Origin of the sequence: Aeromonas sp. 5HA1 (assembly GCF_029237245.1) — a bacterium.
Lineage (GTDB): Bacteria > Pseudomonadota > Gammaproteobacteria > Enterobacterales > Aeromonadaceae > Aeromonas > Aeromonas salmonicida.
On sequence record NZ_JAACFW010000013.1, the window covers coordinates 112,335 to 126,229 of the forward strand.

At 56.1% G+C, this 13,895-nt stretch carries 16 protein-coding genes, 1 tRNA gene and 1 riboswitch; of the genes, 14 read left to right on the top strand and 3 right to left on the bottom strand.

Going from position 1 to position 13,895, the window contains the following annotated elements:
* The first annotated feature begins 62 nt into the window (after positions 1 to 62).
* The 5 genes from rpsA (at position 63) to pyrF (ending at position 4,539) form a co-directional block, all read left to right on the top strand.
* Complete coding sequence (gene rpsA, locus GWQ27_RS13310; protein WP_005315043.1) at positions 63 to 1,733, top strand: 30S ribosomal protein S1; 1,671 nt, start codon at positions 63 to 65, stop codon at positions 1,731 to 1,733.
* Positions 1,734 to 1,825: 92 nt separating this feature from the next.
* A complete protein-coding gene (ihfB, locus tag GWQ27_RS13315) occupies positions 1,826 to 2,110 on the top strand; it encodes an integration host factor subunit beta (protein ID WP_005299934.1) in 285 nt (94 codons plus the stop codon).
* A 156-nt stretch (positions 2,111 to 2,266) separates the two neighbouring features.
* On the top strand, positions 2,267 to 2,551 hold the full coding sequence (locus GWQ27_RS13320; protein WP_005315045.1) for a lipopolysaccharide assembly protein LapA domain-containing protein: 285 nt from the start codon (positions 2,267 to 2,269) through the stop codon (positions 2,549 to 2,551).
* A gap of 9 nt (positions 2,552 to 2,560) precedes the next feature.
* Positions 2,561 to 3,727 (top strand): lipopolysaccharide assembly protein LapB, encoded by a 1,167-nt coding sequence (gene lapB / locus GWQ27_RS13325; RefSeq protein ID WP_005315046.1) that lies wholly within the window; start codon positions 2,561 to 2,563, stop codon positions 3,725 to 3,727.
* Positions 3,728 to 3,837: 110 nt separating this feature from the next.
* On the top strand, positions 3,838 to 4,539 hold the full coding sequence (pyrF, locus tag GWQ27_RS13330; RefSeq protein ID WP_219592234.1) for an orotidine-5'-phosphate decarboxylase: 702 nt from the start codon (positions 3,838 to 3,840) through the stop codon (positions 4,537 to 4,539).
* A gap of 69 nt (positions 4,540 to 4,608) precedes the next feature.
* Here the strand turns inward: pyrF and rrtA are convergent, their stop codons facing one another.
* On the bottom strand, positions 4,609 to 5,187 hold the full coding sequence (gene rrtA, locus GWQ27_RS13335; protein ID WP_265461844.1) for a rhombosortase: 579 nt from the start codon (positions 5,185 to 5,187) through the stop codon (positions 4,609 to 4,611).
* On the opposite strand from rrtA, the gene GWQ27_RS13340 reads away from it, so the two are divergent.
* The 5 genes from GWQ27_RS13340 to GWQ27_RS13360 all read left to right on the top strand — a co-directional run bounded on the left by GWQ27_RS13340 (position 5,186) and on the right by GWQ27_RS13360 (position 8,062).
* Positions 5,186 to 5,806 (top strand): tRNA-uridine aminocarboxypropyltransferase, encoded by a 621-nt coding sequence (locus GWQ27_RS13340; protein WP_265461843.1) that lies wholly within the window; start codon positions 5,186 to 5,188, stop codon positions 5,804 to 5,806. The genes rrtA and GWQ27_RS13340 overlap by 2 nt on opposite strands.
* A gap of 23 nt (positions 5,807 to 5,829) precedes the next feature.
* Positions 5,830 to 6,537, top strand: coding sequence for a 7-cyano-7-deazaguanine synthase QueC (gene queC, locus GWQ27_RS13345; RefSeq protein ID WP_159166614.1), 708 nt, complete (start codon positions 5,830 to 5,832; stop codon positions 6,535 to 6,537).
* Between the two features lie 61 nt (positions 6,538 to 6,598).
* Positions 6,599 to 7,270 carry a 7-carboxy-7-deazaguanine synthase QueE gene (queE, locus tag GWQ27_RS13350; protein WP_275907557.1) on the top strand — a complete coding sequence of 224 codons (672 nt, stop codon included), beginning with the start codon at positions 6,599 to 6,601 and terminating at the stop codon, positions 7,268 to 7,270.
* 1 nt (position 7,271) lies between these two features.
* Complete coding sequence (locus GWQ27_RS13355; protein ID WP_005315061.1) at positions 7,272 to 7,502, top strand: DUF3820 family protein; 231 nt, start codon at positions 7,272 to 7,274, stop codon at positions 7,500 to 7,502.
* Entirely contained in the window at positions 7,499 to 8,062 is a 564-nt protein-coding gene (locus tag GWQ27_RS13360) for a cob(I)yrinic acid a,c-diamide adenosyltransferase (RefSeq protein ID WP_275907553.1), read from the top strand. Before GWQ27_RS13355 ends, GWQ27_RS13360 begins: the two co-directional genes overlap by 4 nt.
* A 68-nt stretch (positions 8,063 to 8,130) precedes the next feature.
* Here the strand turns inward: GWQ27_RS13360 and GWQ27_RS13365 are convergent, their stop codons facing one another.
* Positions 8,131 to 8,541 (bottom strand): H-NS family nucleoid-associated regulatory protein, encoded by a 411-nt coding sequence (locus GWQ27_RS13365; RefSeq protein WP_275907554.1) that lies wholly within the window; start codon positions 8,539 to 8,541, stop codon positions 8,131 to 8,133.
* A 320-nt stretch (positions 8,542 to 8,861) separates the two neighbouring features.
* Positions 8,862 to 9,033, top strand: a riboswitch (Lysine riboswitch).
* 86 nt (positions 9,034 to 9,119) lie between these two features.
* Between GWQ27_RS13365 and GWQ27_RS13370 the strand changes: the two genes are divergently transcribed.
* A complete protein-coding gene (locus tag GWQ27_RS13370) occupies positions 9,120 to 10,700 on the top strand; it encodes a Na+/H+ antiporter NhaC family protein (RefSeq protein ID WP_275907555.1) in 1,581 nt (526 codons plus the stop codon).
* A 104-nt stretch (positions 10,701 to 10,804) separates the two neighbouring features.
* Positions 10,805 to 11,386: a thymidine kinase gene (locus tag GWQ27_RS13375; protein ID WP_005315094.1), complete on the top strand. Its 582-nt coding sequence runs from the start codon at positions 10,805 to 10,807 to the stop codon at positions 11,384 to 11,386.
* A gap of 59 nt (positions 11,387 to 11,445) precedes the next feature.
* Here the strand turns inward: GWQ27_RS13375 and GWQ27_RS13380 are convergent, their stop codons facing one another.
* Positions 11,446 to 12,783, bottom strand: coding sequence for a flavohemoglobin expression-modulating QEGLA motif protein (locus GWQ27_RS13380; RefSeq protein ID WP_113721246.1), 1,338 nt, complete (start codon positions 12,781 to 12,783; stop codon positions 11,446 to 11,448).
* A gap of 158 nt (positions 12,784 to 12,941) precedes the next feature.
* Between GWQ27_RS13380 and GWQ27_RS13385 the strand changes: the two genes are divergently transcribed.
* Together GWQ27_RS13385 and GWQ27_RS13390 are read left to right on the top strand one after the other, a co-directional pair.
* Positions 12,942 to 13,397, top strand: coding sequence for a YbjN domain-containing protein (locus GWQ27_RS13385; RefSeq protein ID WP_080561576.1), 456 nt, complete (start codon positions 12,942 to 12,944; stop codon positions 13,395 to 13,397).
* Between the two features lie 237 nt (positions 13,398 to 13,634).
* Positions 13,635 to 13,722, top strand: a tRNA-Ser gene (locus tag GWQ27_RS13390).
* Positions 13,723 to 13,895: the final 173 nt, after the last annotated feature.

Here is a 13,895-nt window from a genome sequence, read left to right on the forward strand (position 1 = left end):
TTATTTAAAACAGCCCCGCTTGTGCCGGATTGCAAGTGGATGTTTCATTTGTGAAATAAACAATGATCGAATCTTTTGCTCAACTCTTTGAAGAGTCCCTGAACTCCGTTGAAACCCGTCAAGGTTCCATCGTCAAGGGTACTGTCGTTGCTATCGAGAACGGTTTCGTACTGGTTGACGCCGGTCTGAAATCTGAGTCCGCCATCCCGGCTGAAGAATTCAAGAACGCCCTGGGCGAGCTGGAAATCAGTGTGGGTGACACTGTTGACGTAGCTCTGGACTCTATCGAAGATGGTTTCGGCGAAACCAAGCTGTCCCGTGAAAAAGCCAAGCGCCACGAAGCCTGGCTGCAGCTTGAAAAAGCTTACGAAGAGCAAGCTACCGTTATCGGTATCATCAACGGCAAGGTCAAGGGTGGTTTCACCGTTGAACTGAATGGCATCCGTGCCTTCCTGCCGGGTTCTCTGGTTGACGTGCGTCCGATCCGTGACACCGCTCACCTGGAAAACAAAGAACTCGAGTTCAAAGTCATCAAGCTGGACCAGAAGCGCAACAACGTTGTTGTTTCCCGTCGTGCCGTGATCGAGACCGAGAACACCTCCGAGCGCGAGAGCCTGCTGGCTAACCTGCAAGAAGGTCAAGAAGTCAAGGGTATCGTCAAGAACCTGACCGACTACGGTGCATTCGTAGATCTGGGCGGTGTTGACGGCCTGCTGCACATCACCGACATGGCGTGGAAGCGCGTTAAGCATCCTTCCGAAATCGTCAACGTTGGCGACGAGATCGCAGTCAAGGTTCTGAAGTTCGACCGCGAGCGTACCCGTGTATCTCTGGGTCTGAAGCAGCTGGGCGAAGATCCCTGGGTTGCTATCGCCAAGCGTTACCCGGAGACCACCCGTCTGTCTGGCCGCGTGACCAACCTGACCGACTACGGCTGCTTCGTTGAAATCGAAGAAGGCGTTGAAGGCCTGGTACACGTATCCGAGATGGATTGGACCAACAAGAACATCCACCCGTCCAAAGTTGTTAACGTTGGCGACGTGGTTGACGTGATGGTTCTGGATATCGACGAAGAACGTCGTCGTATCTCCCTGGGTCTGAAGCAGTGCAAATCCAACCCGTGGCAGCTGTTTGCCGAAACTCACGCCAAGGGCGACCGTGTTTCCGGTAAAATCAAGTCTATCACTGACTTTGGTATCTTCATCGGTCTGGACGGCGGCATCGACGGTCTGGTTCACCTGTCTGACATCTCCTGGAACAATCAGGGTGAAGAAGCAGTTCGTGAATTCAAGAAAGGCGACGAGATCGAAGCCGTTGTTCTGCAAGTGGACCCGGAGCGTGAGCGCATCTCCCTGGGTGTCAAGCAGATCGAAGAAGACCCGTTCAATAAGTACCTGTCTGATAACAAGAAAGGTGCTATTGTGAAGGGTAAGGTTACCGAGGTTGATGCCAAGGGTGCCGTGATCGAACTGGCTGACGGCGTAGAAGGCTACCTGCGTGCCTCCGACGCTGCTCGTGACCGTGTCGAAGACGCGACTCTGGTACTGTCCGTTGGTGATGAAGTTGAAGCCAAGTTCATGGGCGTTGATCGTAAGAACCGCACCGTAAGCCTGTCTGTCCGTGCGAAGGACGAGGCTGACGAGCGTGTTGCTATCGATAGCCTGAACCAACAAGAAGAAGTTGTGTTCAGCAATGCTATGATGGAAGCGTTCAAAGCTGCCAAGGGTGAATAATCCTTGATGCAAGAAAAGGGCGGCTTCACGCCGCCCTTTTTTATATTGGCGTAATGAATATTGCATGTGATCGGGGAAGGAGATTTAACGTTATGACCAAATCAGATCTCATCGAACAATTGGCTGCGAGCCGCATGCATATGCCGGCCAAAGATGTCGAAGCTGCCATCAAGGAGATCCTTGAGCAGATGGCATCGACTTTGCAAAACGGCGACCGGATTGAAATCCGTGGATTTGGAAGTTTTTCACTGCACTATCGTGCTCCCCGCGTGGGTCGTAATCCCAAGACCGGGGACAAGGTTGAACTGACCGGGAAATATGTCCCTCATTTCAAACCTGGCAAAGAGTTGCGCGAGCGCGTGAACATTATTGAATAATGCAGAAAACGGCATACTTGGGTATGCCTTTTTTGTTTTTGTGGCTTCTCTTGTGTCAATTGTCTGGTTTCTCCAAGTCTTTTCCCATTCGCTCTAGAGTCTGCCCGTGATTTTAAGGATAATCAGCCTTTCATTAGATACTGACAGGGAGCTCCTATGAAGCGTATCTTGGCCCTCATTCCGCTGGTGCTGGTGTTTATTCTGACCCTGGCCATCGGTTCGCAAAATGGTCAGCTGGTGCAGTTCAATTATTTGATTGCCCAAGGGGAGTTTTCGCTCTCCATGTTGCTGGGTCTCTTCTTTGGCGGTGGCTTCCTGCTGGGCTGGCTGGTCTTTGGTCTGCTGTTCTTGCGTCTCAAGATGCAGAACCGCACCCTCAATCGTACCATGCGTCGTCAATCCCGCGAGTTGGAGCTGGCTCGGTCGACAGTCAAGGAATAATGTCCCTCGATGCTTGAACTGCTTTTCCTGCTGTTGCCTATTGCCGCCGGTTATGGCTGGTACATGGGGCGCAGGAGTGTTCGCCAGGACACCCAGAAACAGAGTAATCAATTCTCCCGCCAGTACGTGGCGGGCCTCAACTATTTGCTGTCTGACGAGTCGGACAAGGCGGTGGATCTTTTTATCCAGCTGCTGGAAGTGGATAGCGAAACCATCGAAACACACCTCTCTCTTGGCAACCTGTTTCGCCAGCGTGGCGAGGTGGACAGAGCCATCAAGATCCACCAGAACCTGGTCACCCGTCAGCTGACCCGTGAACAGCGTCAACTTGCGTTGCAGGAGCTGGCCCGTGACTTTCTGGCCGCCGGTTTGCTCGACCGCGCCGAAGCGCTCTGGAACGAGCTGTGCGAAGACAGCGACTATGAAGAGACGGCGCTGGCCCAGTTGTTGATCATCCATCAGCAGTTGCGTGACTGGGACAAGGCCATCGATGTCGCAGTGCGACTGCAGAAATATCAGGGCAAGAAGCTGGCCGATCCCATTTCCCACTTCTATTGCGAACAGGCAGAGAGTGCTTTGCGTGATGGCGATGAGTCTATGGGGCGCGCCAAGCTCAAACGTGCGCTGGGGGTCAATCCTGCCTGTGCCCGTGCCAGCCTGCGCTTGGCCGAGCTGGCGATGGTGGCACAAGACTATGAACAGGCTGGCAAGGATCTGCTGCGGGTGTTCGAGCAGGACATGGATTTTGCCTCCGAAGCCATCCCTCACCTCACAGAGTGCTACCAGCGCCAGGGGCGTTCCCTCGAACTCATTCCCTTGCTGGAGCAGGCGGTGGAGGATCACGCCGGGGTGAGTGTGACTCTGGCCCTTGCCAAACTGGTGGAGGAGCGCGATGGCCTGAACCAGGCCCGTGCTCTGGTGCTGCGTCAGTTGCGCCGTCACCCCTCCATGAAGGGATTCTACCAGTTGGTGGGCTTTCAGCTGGCCAGCGCGGAGGAGGGGCCCGCCAAGGAGAGTCTGGAGCTGCTGCAACAACTGGTCGGCGATCAGATCAAGATCAAGTCAACCCACAAGTGTCGGCAGTGTGGTTTTGCCACCCACTCGCTGTTCTGGCAATGCCCATCCTGTCGCCAGTGGGGTTCCATCAAGCCGATCCGTGGCCTGGATGGTGAGTAATCGATAGAAAATGAGATGCCAGGTACTTCCGGTGCTGCGGCAGCGCCATCAGGCCGGGTCTGGATGGTGAGCGACAAACCCGATAGTGATAACAATCAATAGGAAGTGAGATGCTAGATCCCAAAGTACTGGTAGCGCTGGATTATCAGCACGAGGCCGATGCCTTCGCGTTCATTGAACGTATCTCTCCGGCCCAGTGCCGTCTCAAGGTCGGCAAGGAGATGTTCACCCTTTTTGGTCCCCAGTTTGTACGCCAGCTGGTGGTCAGGGGATTCGATGTCTTTCTGGATCTGAAGTTTCACGACATTCCCAACACAGTGGCCAAGGCTGTGGCCGCCAGTGCCGAGCTGGGTGTCTGGATGGTCAACGTCCATGCCAGCGGTGGCGAGCGGATGATGCGTGCCGCCAAGGAGGCGCTGGCTCCCTATGGTGACAAGGCTCCCCTGTTGATCGGTGTGACAGTGTTGACCAGCATGGAGCAAGCCGACATGGCGCCGCTTGGTCTGGATGTAAGCCCTGCCGAGCAGGTGATCCGTCTGGCCACACTGGCCAAAGCATCGGGGCTGGATGGGGTGGTCTGTTCCGCCAATGAAGCCTGCGAGCTGAAAGCCTTGCTTGGTGCAGACTTCAAGCTGGTGACGCCAGGTATTCGTCCTGCGGGCTCTGATGCAGGTGATCAGCGTCGGGTGATGACGCCGCGTGCTGCGATGGATGCAGGGGCTGACTATCTGGTGATTGGTCGACCCATCACTCAGGCAGATGATCCCGCCGCTACTCTCTCAAGCATCAATACCGAGCTGGCAGGGCGATAAGGTTTGAAGGGGACAGGCCGATTGCCCGGCCTGTCCTGTTCTACCGGCACGGCACTCTGCCGGTAGAAGTCACTCCTTGACGGTTTGGGTACCCAGACTGACGGGCAGCAGGCCGAGCAACAGGCCTGCTCCCGAACCAATCAGATGCGACTCTATGTGTACCCGTGCGCCGATAAGGGCAGATACCGGACTTACCCCCGCGCTGTAGAAGTCTACCCCCAGTTTGATCGTCACCCCCAGCAACATCAGCCAGCCCGAATAGCGGCGATAGCGAATATCCTGCAAGGCTCCCCATACGAACAGGCCGTGCAAGGCCCCTGACAACCCCATATACCACTGGGTTTGCGGACACCACCACCAGATCCCGAGGCCGACGGCGCCACCCAAGAGCAGCAGTAGTACCGGCAGGCGGCAACCCGTCAGGTATTCCCGAAACAGACTGTAGAGCACGCACAGACCGCTCAGGTTGAGCAACAGGTGCCACAGATTGGTATGGGCCAGATTGCCTGTTATGATGCGCCACCCTTCGCCCTGGGCGATCAGGGCTCGCTCGAAGGAGAGCAGGTGATTCGGTACGGTGAAAAAGAGCAACAAGCTGGCGAGTGAAAGCGTGATAACCCAGAGCAATCCTGATTTTTCAGACAACATGAAACGGCCCAACGACAAGAACAGTCGATACTGTACACGTTGCACCAGAGCCCTCAAAGCCTGCCTTTGTGATTATATTCGGCAGGTATCCCATCTCGCTCCCCTTCATATTCTGCAGCACCCGAGCGAAGCAGGGCATCCCAAAGGTACAGCCGCGCTGCTGGCCGCGTCCCTGACCCGGGCCCGTATTCATGTGGGAGAAGACTTTGCCGGGGCTCAGTGGCTCAATGCCTTGCTGGCGGATCCCAAGATGCACTGTTATCTGCTCTGGCCCGACGAGCAGGCTCTGGGGCTGGATCAGGTGCGAGAGCGAATCGTGCAAAACGATGAGGGCGGCAAGGTCTGCTTCATCCTGCTCGATGGCACCTGGCGCAAGGCGTATCGCATCTTGCACAGCAATCCGGCCTTGTTGCGGTTGCCCAGGATCAAGCTCGGCGCTATCCCTGGCCAGTACTCCATTCGCAAGAAACCCTTTCCCGAGGCGCTGTCGACCCTGGAGGCTGGCTACCATCTGTTGTCCCAGTGGGAGGGGGAGCCCGAACGCTTCGCCCCGCTGATGACCCTCTTTACCCATTTAAACCAGCAGTGGCATGACTTTGTACAAGGTCGCCGCGTGTGAATTGCAAACCAGGAGTGATGAACGTGAAAAAAGCCGTCGTGGTATTCAGTGGTGGGCAGGACAGTACCACCTGTCTGGTACAGGCTCTGGCCCATTATGACGAGGTGCACGCCATTACCTTTGATTATGGCCAGCGCCATCGGGAGGAGATTGAGACTGCTCGCCGGTTGGCCACTCAGTTTGGGATCGCCGCCCACAAGGTGATGGATGTGACCCTGCTCAATGAACTGGCCGTATCGGCCCTGACCCGGGACGAGATCCCGGTCAGTGGTGAATTGCAGGACAACGGCCTGCCCAACACCTTCGTACCGGGCCGCAACATATTGTTTCTGACCCTGGCGTCCATCTATGCCTACCAGGTGGGTGCCGAGGCGGTGATCACAGGGGTGTGCGAGACTGATTTTTCCGGCTACCCAGATTGCCGTGACGAATTCGTCAAGTCGCTCAATCAGGCTGTCTCTCTGGGGCTTGATCGCGGCATCCGTTTTGAAACCCCGCTGATGTGGCTCGACAAGGCTGAAACCTGGGCGCTGGCGGATTACTACGGCCACCTCGACACGGTGCGCCAGCAGACACTCACCTGTTATAACGGCATTGCTGGCGATGGCTGTGGTCACTGTCCTGCCTGCGAACTGCGTAGCCGGGGGCTGGATCTATATCTGGCCGATAAGGCGGGGATCATGGCCCGGCTGTACGAGAAAACCGGATTGTGTGAGAAAAGCGGACTGTGAGCCTGCGTCTTGCCTTTGCTTGGGGTATAATCCGCGACTTTTGCAACAAGCCGTGATCGTGATGCACTACCCAATCAACGAGATATTCCAGACCATCCAGGGGGAGGGCATTTTCACCGGCCTGCCCGCCATCTTCGTTCGCCTGCAAGGCTGCCCCGTGGGTTGCCCCTGGTGCGACACCCGTCATACCTGGATTGTCGATCCTGCTCGTGAAGTGGGGGTACAGGCTGTGTTGGACTGCTCCAACGAGTCTGATAGCTGGAGCAAGATGAGCACGGATCAGATCCTGGCCAGTTTCCAGCAGCTGGGTTATCAGGCTCGCCATGTGGTGATCACGGGGGGCGAGCCTTGCCTCTATGATCTGCATGAGCTCTCCACCGTCTTGCTGGCGGCGGGATATCAGGTGCAGATCGAAACCAGCGGTACCAGCGAGATCAAGACTCACGACAGTACCTGGGTCACTGTCTCGCCCAAGATTGGTATGAAGGGGGGCCTGCCCGTGCTGGTATCGGCGCTTGAGCGTGCCAACGAAATAAAGCACCCGGTTGCGACCGAGCACCATATCGAGGAGCTCGATGCCCTGCTGGCAACCGCCACTTTGCGCCCGGATGTGGAAATTTCGCTGCAGCCCATCAGCCAGAAGCCCCGTGCTACCCAGCTGGCGATGGCAGTCTGTATTGCCCGTAATTGGCGGCTATCTGTCCAGACTCATAAATATCTGGATATTGATTAATATGGAGTGGTTATCCGACGAGCGTGTGCTGCTCACCCTGGCCAACAAAATGCCTTACGGCAAATATCAGGGGCGGCGCATCATCGATATTCCGGAGCCCTATCTGGTGTGGATGGCACGCACCGGTTTTCCTGCCGGTGCGCTGGGTCAAACGCTGGCCCTTGCCTATGAAATCAAGCTGAACGGGCTCGAATCTATGATTGTTCCCATTATTAACAGGATGTCGGTATGAGGATATATACGAGGCAGGGCGATAAAGGCATGACCCGACTGGCCGATGGTGTGCAATTGGCCAAGGATGAGCTGCGGGTAGAAACCTATGGCTATATCGATGAATTGAATTCTCATATAGGTCTGCTCATTGCGGAGGTACCCGCAGCTGAAACCGGGTTATTAGCCGACCTGGTATTATTGCAGCAAGAGTTGTTCGATTTGGGTGGGGAGTTGGCTTTTTCCAGCGATGGCCAGCATGAGGCCATCTGGCAGGTAAATAACGAATGGACCTTGCGCCTCGAGCAGCAAATCGATGCCTACAGCGCCAATTTACCCCTGCTGCGCAATTTCATTTTGCCGAGTGGTTCCCGTGCTGCGTCACAAGCTCACGTGGTGCGAACCCTGACCCGTCGCTGTGAGCGCCTGCTGCTGAGTTTGAGTCGTGCAGAGCAGATCAATCCGGCCATACTGCCCTATGTAAACCGGCTGAGTGACTGGTTCTTCACCATAGCCCGCTACCTGCTGGCCTGCACCAGTACGCCGGAAGTGCTCTGGGTCAAGGCGGCCGAACGAGGCTGATGGCGTTATATCAGGCAATAAAAAAACCTCGCACTGCGAGGTTTTTTTATTGGTCGGTGATTTGCCAATCAGATGGCAAATTCCTCGATGGATTTGCCTTCGGCAACGGCCTTGGCAATCGCGGAAGGCATGCGGCCCTGACCGGTCCAGGTCTTTTCAACACCATTATCATCCAGATAGCGATATTTGGCAGGGCGTGGGGCACGCTTGCCTTTTTTCGCAGCCTTGGCTGGCTCGTTAGCCACTGTGCCAACCAGCTCGGCAGGATCAATGCCAGCGGCTTTCAGCATTTCGGTATATTCGTTAATTTTGCGCTGATGTTCTTCACGGGCCTGACGATCGGCGGCTTCATCCTGCTGACGTTCGGTAACAATAGCAGAGAGTTTTTCCAGGCCCTCTTCCAATTGTTCCAGAGTCAACTCACGGCACGCTGCGCGCAAGCTACGGATATTCAGCAGTACTTTCAAAAATTCGTTCATAGTGTCCACCACGCGAGCAAAGGAGGGAATTAAATGAAAAGAGTAATTTTGGGTAATTTATACGCCAGCTTGCTATTAAGTCAAGATAAGCAAAATAATAAATTCAGCGTGAAAAATAAGTGAACTGTTTTGAGTTCAGACTGGATTCAGTAATATTGAATACGTCATACCCGACTGAGTTCCAAGTAGGTGAAAATAGCGACAAAACCAAAACATTTGCACCATTTGACTACCTTTTCCCCATTTTAAAATGGCCAATGTGGGGATTTAATCAAAAAACTTGCCATAACGTGCCAGCACGATAAAATGTGCCCCGAATACCTTTAAGTAGAGGCGCGCTGCCTATGACTACTTGTGCGGAGGGTGATGCCTGTGATGCACAAGGAAAGGAGTCAGCGCCGAAGTAGCCAGGCCATCATACCGGGCTGCTGGTTCTGCATCGAACAGGTGCAGGACTGCCATAGTCATCCACTATGGAGCGCTACCTGAAGGGGCTGAGGAGTATAACCTCCCCATGGGTTTTGTTTCTTTATCCTCTCGGTAGATCTCCACCTGCTGTCTTTAGGTGCAAAGAGATCATGGACATCATTCAGTACGCCGACTCAGGTTGGTCTGTCGTTCCCCCCTTGTTGGCCGTCGCCCTGGCGATCCTGACCCGCCGCGTCCTGCTGTCGCTGGGGGCGGGGATCCTGACCGGCAGCCTGCTGCTCAATCAGTTTTCTCCCCTCGATTCCCTGCATTACATCTTGAACACAGTGCTCAAGATCTTCTGGGTCGATGGCGCGCTCAATCGTGACAACGTCAACATGATACTGTTCATGCTGCTGTTGGGTGGCCTCATCAGCCTGATGAGCGTCTCCGGCGCCACCCGCGCCTTTGCCGAGTGGGCCGAGCGCCGTGCCAAGACCCGCAAGGGTGCCAAGGCGCTCACCGGCATGATGGTGTTTGCCTTCTTTATTGATGACTTCTTTCACAGTCTGTCGGTGGGAGCCATCTGCCGTCCGGTGACGGATCGCTTCCAGATCTCCCGCGCCAAGCTGGCCTATCTGCTCGACTCCACTGCGGCCCCCGTCTGTGTGCTCATGCCCATCTCCTCCTGGGGGGCCTACATTATCGCCCTGGTAGGCGGCATCATGGCGGCGCACGGTCTGACCGAGCAGAGCCCGATTGCTGCGTTTGTCGAGATGATCCCGATGAATCTCTATGCCGTCTTCACCCTGGTCATGGTGCTGGTGGTGATCGCGTTTCAGCTCGATATCGGCCCCATGCGTCAACATGAGCAGTGGGCGCTGGAAGGCAAGCTGTGGGATGAATCCAAGGGCCGTCCCATCGGTCTGGATATGGAGAGCCCGGAGGAGAGCAATGGCGGCATGATTGACATGGTGCTGCCGATCCTGACGCTGACCGCCGCAACCGTCTACTTCATGATTGACTCAGGGGCTGCCGTGCTGAGCGAGAAGGGGCTGCCCTTCAGCGTGCTCGGTTCGTTCGAGAACACCAATGTCGGCTCCTCTCTGGTTTACGGTGCCCTGTGCAGCCTGGTGGTTTCCATCGGTCTGGCGCTTCGCCTCAAGCTGGGTGCCAAGAACTGGATCAAGGCCGCGCCCCAAGGGGTGATGGCCATGCTGCCGGCGATCACTATTCTGCTGTTTGCCTGGGCTATCGGCTCTGTGGTGCGGGATGTGGAAACCGGCAAATATCTGGCTTCCCTGGCGAACGGCAACCTGCCAATCGAAGTGCTGCCTGCTGTGGTGTTTATCCTCTCCTGCGCCATGGCATTTGCCACCGGTACCAGCTGGGGCACCTTCGGCATCATGCTGCCCCTGGCCGGTGACATGGCGGCCGCCAGCGACATCAGCCTGATGCTGCCAATGCTGGCCGCCGTACTCGCAGGCTCAGTGTTCGGGGATCACAGCTCGCCCATCTCCAGTACCAGCATATTGTCTGCCACGGGTGCCGGTTGCCATCATATCGATCACGTCATGACCCAACTGCCCTATGCGCTGACCATCGCCTTTGGTGCCGCGCTCGGCTACCTGGCCATGGGGTTGATGCATTCCGTGCTGGCGGGCTTTAGCGTCAGTGCGCTCTGGTTCGTGGTGTTTACCACTTATCACCTGCGCAAAGCGAAAACACGGCCGGCGCTGGTCACCGCATAACGCACAAAAAACACACTGGAAGAGCAAGGGGCCCATGGGCCCCTTGGTTTTGTCCGGGGCTTTGGTTAGCATGCGCCCCATAAATTCAGTTTCGGAACAGCATAATGGCTTCACTGCACTACAAATTTGCCACCATGAATTCAGGCAAATCCACCCAGCTCATCCAGGCCCACTTCAATTATCTGGAGCGTGGCATGCAGCCCCTGGCCATGACACCGGCCATCGACGATCGCTTCGGCGCCGGGGTGATCAGTGCCCGGGTTGGATTGGAGTTGAAGGTGGAGGTGTTCAGTGATACCTGCGATCTGTTCGACATGGTCAAGGCGCGCCATGCAGTAAAACGCATCGATGTGTTCATCGTCGATGAGGCCCAGTTTCTGACCCGCGAACAGGTCTACCAGCTGGCCCGCATCGTCGATGAGCAGGATATTCCGGTGATCGCCTATGGCCTGAAGACCGACTTTCGGGGGGAGCTGTTCCCCGGCTCCTACCATCTGCTATGCCTCGCTGACAAGTTTGAGGAGCTCAAAAGCATCTGCTGGTGTGGCAACAAGGCTCACATGAACTCACGGGTGAGCGAAGCCGGGCAGGTGATGCGCGATGGGGAGCAGGTGGAGATAGGCGGCAACGATCGCTATGTGTCCCTGTGTCGCAAGCACTATCTGGCCGGGCGGGCATATAAATAGCCTGATAGGAATGACAGCAAGGGCGCCTCTATGGCGCCCTTTTTGTTGCCGCCAGCGGCTCAGTCTATCTCGATATCCACCGGCGCTATGATGGGGTCGGCCACCGGCAGGCGGTGAAACAGTTGGCGAAAATGGTGCTGTACCCGGCCTATGTCCACCAGAGACATGCCGGAGGCGAAACCAAACCAGACATAGAGTCCGGTGAGGTCGCGAAACATGGGGGGCAGATAGCGGGGGGCATCGATCAAGCCCTCCAGATAGTGCTGATAGAGCACGGGAATGTCATCCAGCGTCACCTTGCCGACGAACAGCATGGGCAGGATTTCAGGTACCCCTTCCAGCACGGCGCTGCGAATGAAGTTGACCGTTTCCACGTAGCCACGCACGTAGGAGAGATCCTTGGTAAAGCAGGCCCCCCCTTCGACCATGCCGCCGCGAAATACCCGCTGGGTGATCTTGTAGGCATCGTGCTCACTGGTGCCTTGTTTCACAAAGTGCTGGAACACTTCGACAAAGTCGGCGCCGTGCTCCGCCATGTCGATGGCCATCACCCTGTCCGAGATGCGCTTGGCCCGATCCGGAAAGGAGCTGAAGGTGAGGGTTTCAATCAATACTGCCAGCCCCTCCTGACAAGCGGTGATCCGCGGCGAGCCGGCACTGAGCCAGGTGGCGTAGGGTTGCTGGCGGCCGTTCAAGGTCGTGCCCACGTGGACCCAGCCTTCGTGTACTTCCAGCACTTGCAGATCCAGCTCGGAGAAGCGGGCGTGGGAGCTGAGCTTGATGTAATCCCCGCCGGCGGCGGCATCCGAGACGATGCCATCGCTCAACTTGACCTGCACAGTTCCCTCGCTGAAGTAGCTCGACAGCTTGCCCTGCAGCTTGGCGACCGCCGCTTCCCCCTCGAATTCCTTGGGATAGGGGCGCACCAGATGACGGGCGCCGGGCAGGGAGAAGATATCGCACAGACGGGCACCCAACTCCTTGAGGGTTTTGCGATCGCCGCGCAGGTGGTCGCTGGCGGAGCCATAGAGCAATTGGCTGTAGCGCAGAAAGTCAGGTTGCCCGCGCTGGCGGAGCATCTCGATCACCACCATGTACTGATCGACCGTTTCTTGCAGGATGCGGCCCAGATCGTCCTGGGGGCCCAGCTTTCTGCGGATCCTGTCCCTCAGTTCCTTGAGTTCCAGATACTTGTTGCGTGGATCGAAGCCAAGGGGGAGGGTTTCGTAGAAGTGCTGGCCGATGGCGGGCAACGCTCGTCCCCCCTTGGCCAGAAACTCGGCCTGAAGATGACGGGGCCACTTGATGGCATCCAGAATACGGATGGGCTTTTGCAGAGTCAGCAGTTCATCCGAGAGGGATTTCAGATGCAGGCGATACTTTTCTTGGATGGTCATCTGGCCTTCTGTCGAGCGAAGGTGGTGCGAGAATGGGCTGAGTATATGCATAGCGCTTGCCAAAAAGAAGCGGAGCCCCTGCTTATCCGGCCACTGCACTTTTGGTTGCCGGAAAATTGGTTTAGACTGCGCCCCTTGATCCTTATCGTGTCGTGGAAATGATGAATATCCCCAGCTCTGAAATGATAATGCGTTGGTTGCAGCAGGCTCGCATCGAGCACTATGTTTGCGACCAGTGTCATGGCATCCACATTGTCTCCCTGCAGTCTGTCGACGGCATTCAGGAGAGCCGGATCTTTGTCGAAGAGGAAGGGTTGCTGTTTTCATCCGAGCTGGAAGTGCGCCCTTCGGCGCTGCTGCCGCTGATGGCCGAACTGGGTCGTCTCAACATGCAATACCCCTCGCTCAAGGTGTTCCTCGATATCATCGACGACAACCTGCCGCGCCTCATCGTCGGTCACACCGTCTTCACCAAGGCGGGCCTCTCCGTGGAGCAGTTCCTGTTGTTCGTTGAAAGCACCACGGCCGCGACCCACGAAGTGGTTTCTGAATGCGAGCGCCTTGGCTTCCTGAATCTGCCTGAAATCCAGGTCGGATCCGAATCTGTGCATTGATTTGTGCGTTAAATGTGCGAACGGTTTCTTTGGCGAAAAAAGCCGTTGACGCAGGCGGGGCTTTCCCCTAAATTACGCCCCGTTCCAGCGCAACAGTGCTGCGAACCTAGTGTTGGCTGAACACTGTAATCAACAGACCAAAATTTGGTGGGGTGTCCAAGTGGCTGCCCACCGACGAAGTCGGCAAGAAAGCGCGCGTAGCGTGCTCCGAAAGCCACTTCAAAGAAGTAAAAATTTGGTGAGGTGTCCGAGTGGCTGAAGGAGCACGCCTGGAAAGTGTGTATACGGCAACGTATCGAGGGTTCGAATCCCTCCCTCACCGCCAAATAAAAGAAAAGGGCCTGTCTTGCGACAGGCCCTTTTCTTTTATTTGTGTCCCGTCCTGAATATGGTTTACACCTTTCCCCCACATAAACGGAGAGCCCGATGGGACAAGGTGTGAAACGGACACAGCGCGATTACTCGCTGACTTTTAAACTGGCGCTGGTCGAGCAGATT

Coding starts and splice junctions, on each gene's coding strand:
- rpsA (WP_005315043.1), top strand. CDS start 63: ATGATCGAATCTTTTGCTCAACTCTTTGAAGAGTCCCTGAACTCCGTT.
- ihfB (WP_005299934.1), top strand. CDS start 1,826: ATGACCAAATCAGATCTCATCGAACAATTGGCTGCGAGCCGCATGCAT.
- GWQ27_RS13320 (WP_005315045.1), top strand. CDS start 2,267: ATGAAGCGTATCTTGGCCCTCATTCCGCTGGTGCTGGTGTTTATTCTG.
- lapB (WP_005315046.1), top strand. CDS start 2,561: ATGCTTGAACTGCTTTTCCTGCTGTTGCCTATTGCCGCCGGTTATGGC.
- pyrF (WP_219592234.1), top strand. CDS start 3,838: ATGCTAGATCCCAAAGTACTGGTAGCGCTGGATTATCAGCACGAGGCC.
- GWQ27_RS13340 (WP_265461843.1), top strand. CDS start 5,186: ATGAAACGGCCCAACGACAAGAACAGTCGATACTGTACACGTTGCACC.
- rrtA (WP_265461844.1), bottom strand. CDS start 5,187: ATGTTGTCTGAAAAATCAGGATTGCTCTGGGTTATCACGCTTTCACTC.
- queE (WP_275907557.1), top strand. CDS start 6,599: ATGCACTACCCAATCAACGAGATATTCCAGACCATCCAGGGGGAGGGC.
- GWQ27_RS13355 (WP_005315061.1), top strand. CDS start 7,272: ATGGAGTGGTTATCCGACGAGCGTGTGCTGCTCACCCTGGCCAACAAA.
- GWQ27_RS13360 (WP_275907553.1), top strand. CDS start 7,499: ATGAGGATATATACGAGGCAGGGCGATAAAGGCATGACCCGACTGGCC.
- GWQ27_RS13365 (WP_275907554.1), bottom strand. CDS start 8,541: ATGAACGAATTTTTGAAAGTACTGCTGAATATCCGTAGCTTGCGCGCA.
- GWQ27_RS13370 (WP_275907555.1), top strand. CDS start 9,120: ATGGACATCATTCAGTACGCCGACTCAGGTTGGTCTGTCGTTCCCCCC.
- GWQ27_RS13375 (WP_005315094.1), top strand. CDS start 10,805: ATGGCTTCACTGCACTACAAATTTGCCACCATGAATTCAGGCAAATCC.
- GWQ27_RS13380 (WP_113721246.1), bottom strand. CDS start 12,783: ATGACCATCCAAGAAAAGTATCGCCTGCATCTGAAATCCCTCTCGGAT.
- GWQ27_RS13385 (WP_080561576.1), top strand. CDS start 12,942: ATGATGAATATCCCCAGCTCTGAAATGATAATGCGTTGGTTGCAGCAG.